Raw genomic sequence first — 2,931 nt, forward strand, 5'->3', positions numbered from 1 at the left:
GCTCGTTCGCAAAGGGAGACAATGGGTCTCGCCACTTTTTCCCTGATGGCATTGGCTTTTAAGCGGAATCACGCCCCACACGTCCCATGGCGTGATTCCTTTCCAGGACTCCCAAGTCATCGGCAGCGCTATCAAGGGCCACCTCGAATCCTGATTCCGCTTAAAAGCGGTACTCCAACCCTGCTGCGTGGCAGAAATGGTCGTTGGGACGCATCCACCAAGGACAAGCGTTTGGCGGATGCACGTGTTCACCTCCCACCGCGCCACCCCTTACCTCTTACCATTCACCTCTTACCGACCCTACGCTCCCACGGGCTCTGGCCCGTTCTCCTGACGCTCCCGGGCCCTTTCGGCACTGCGCGCCTTCCTTGTCTCATTGAACCACGCGGCCAGGAGGCACACGCTGAGCAGCCCGACGAACACCAGCGCCACGCTGGGCAAGGACAAGGTTTGGCCGATCTTGCGATCCCAGGTCATGCCACCGCCGGCCGGGAAGGCGTGCAGCAGGATGATGTGCAACATGTACATGAGGAGTGATTCGCGCCCCGCCAGTTGGAGCCACTTGGGAGCCGCCAGGCGGGACACGGCTTTCACGACCAGGACCAGGCCCAGCAACCAGCCGAGGCGCTCCACAAAGAACAAGGGATCAGCGTTGGAGAAGGGTCCAGAAGCCAGCTCATACCCGCCCCAGGCCATGGCCACGGCGAGCACAGGCCAGAACCAGCCATCGAGCTTCCAGCGGCTGGCCAGACTGCCCGCGGCAACGAATCCCAGCCAGGGGAAGAGCGGGAACAAAGAGCCCTCGGCGCGGTTCAGCCAGCCATCCACCATCGGCCAGCCCGTGTGCCAACCCGTTGCGATCGGGGCCGCCAGGACGAAGAACCCCAGGAGGGCGACGGAGAGCGCATCAAACCACCGGGGCCGGAGTTGCCCGGCCAGCAGCAGGATGCCCAGGCTTACACCCAGGCAGGAGAGCACATCGATCTGAAATAAGTGCTTCCAACTTGCCAGACCAAAGTCCCCCACCCCCCAAAGATGCCAGGGGATGTGCAAAAGGAAGCTCAGCGCGGCCACGAAACCCAGACGTCGCCATCGGGCGGCCGTGGCCACCGGACGGCCCACCTCGTGGCTGCGACGAATGGATCTCCCCTGGATGTAACCAGCGATCCAGAGGAAGGCGGGGGCGACCAGGCCGTTGAAGAAGCTCAGTTGCGAGCGCCACCCAGCGGTGTCGTAGCCAGAGTTCAGGAAGACGTTGACCACATGGGTCTCAATCATGCCCACCACCGCCAGGCCACGCAAAAGGTCGATCCAGGCAAGGCGATTGGCGGCAGAACGGTCGGACATGAGGGATGGCAGCCCTCTCTATCGCCTTTTTCCGGGGGTTGGACAAGTGGTTTGGCGGTTAGGGGGTGGTGGGTGCTTCGGAGCTCAGTTGGCAGTTGGCAGTTGGCAGTTGGCAGTTGGCAGTTGGCAGTGCGTCAGAGGTGGTGACCCTATGGAGGAATCAGCCTCCCCCGCTCCGGCAACTGATGCCGATTTCCAATCGGCGGCACAGCAGATTGACAATCTGCGCTACGCTGTCGCCAGCGCTCCTGCCCTCATCTAGCTCCTCCTCGCCTGGCACAGCCAAACCACCGCCCCCGCACCGCAGCAGGGTTGGAGTACCGCTTTTAAGCGGAATCAGGAAGCGAGCGTCCCTTGATAGCGCTCCCGGTGGGACGGGCCCGCTCAACTGACGATGACTTGGAAGTCGTGGGCAGGATTCACGCCATGGGAAGTGCGGGGCGTGATTCCGCTTGAAAGCGGTACTCCAACCCCGGTGCGAATTTCTATCAGCTAGACGGGATGCAAAACGCCCTGCTGGCGCTTCTTGGCAGCGAACAGTCGGCTGCCCTGCCCAACCCCGCTATCGGCGCGGATTGCCAATTGACGCTATGAGGTCGCCCGCGCCCCTGACCTCAGGTCTTATGTCTTGTGTCTCCCGCGCAGCGGGCCATGCCGAAGGCATGATAGAAGGTAGCCAGAGAGAGAACCATCCTGAAGGGATGGCAGAAGGCGGTGCCTGATCCTGTTCAACGCCAGGCATCAGGCCCGATGCCTGGCGGTCTGATGATTGGATCCTCGAACCGGCTCGACCAGCAAATGCATTGCAGCGGGAAGCAGGATGAACACCAAGGATGACGGGTGCGGCGCGAGTTTCGCCAGCCATGGCACGATCAACGACGACATGATGGCGATGATGTCTATGCTCACGAGGAAGAACAAGACAAACGTCCCAATCGACATAGTGCGCAGGAATAGCCACACCCAAAGCACCAGGCCAACCTGGAAAGAGATTTGGGAGAATGCCCACAGGAAGGCGTGCACGCGATCATAGGCGGCAGGGATCCCTATCAGCGCGGCGGCATAAATCCCAGTCCAAATCTGAGCCGCGCGAATTTGGTGCCTGGCGAACTGACGCGAGTTCATCCAAAATATCCAGAACACGGGTAACACCACGATGCCGAGCCAGAAGAAGATCTTGCCACGCAGGGTTTGAAGATCACGGGTCATAGAACTTTGGGGGGCTCGAAGTTTTAATTCGATTCAACGTCATTGTGCCTTGGAGAGTGATCCGATGGCAAGGCTGAAATGGACGGGAACGGAGCCTGGCGGGATCGGGGTACTGTAACGCAGAAACTCGTGTCCGTGCGGCTTGCGATGACCTTGTGAGGGAATGAACCTCACCCACGCTGGCGACTGATGCCGATTGCCAATCGGCGGCACAGCAGATTAACAATCTGCGCTACGCTGTCGCCAGCGCCCCTGCCCCCAATCGCGCTCCTCCTCGCCTGGCACAGCCAAACCACCGCCCCCGCTCCGCAGCAGGGTTGGAGTACCGTCCCGCATGCGGGACCAATGCCATCAGGGAAAAGTGGAGAGGTCGAG

At 61.0% G+C, this 2,931-nt stretch carries 2 protein-coding genes; both read right to left on the minus strand.

What is annotated here, in order from left to right:
- Positions 1 to 300 precede the first annotated feature (300 nt).
- Positions 301 to 1,347 carry a heparan-alpha-glucosaminide N-acetyltransferase domain-containing protein gene (locus BV034_RS28105; protein ID WP_050030273.1) on the minus strand — a complete coding sequence of 349 codons (1,047 nt, stop codon included), beginning with the start codon at positions 1,345 to 1,347 and terminating at the stop codon, positions 301 to 303.
- 741 nt (positions 1,348 to 2,088) lie between these two features.
- Entirely contained in the window at positions 2,089 to 2,556 is a 468-nt protein-coding gene (locus tag BV034_RS28110) for a hypothetical protein (RefSeq protein ID WP_050030274.1), read from the minus strand.
- Positions 2,557 to 2,931: the final 375 nt, after the last annotated feature.

It is taken from the genome of Verrucomicrobium sp. BvORR034 (genome assembly GCF_000739635.1).
Taxonomy (GTDB): domain Bacteria; phylum Verrucomicrobiota; class Verrucomicrobiia; order Verrucomicrobiales; family Verrucomicrobiaceae; genus Verrucomicrobium.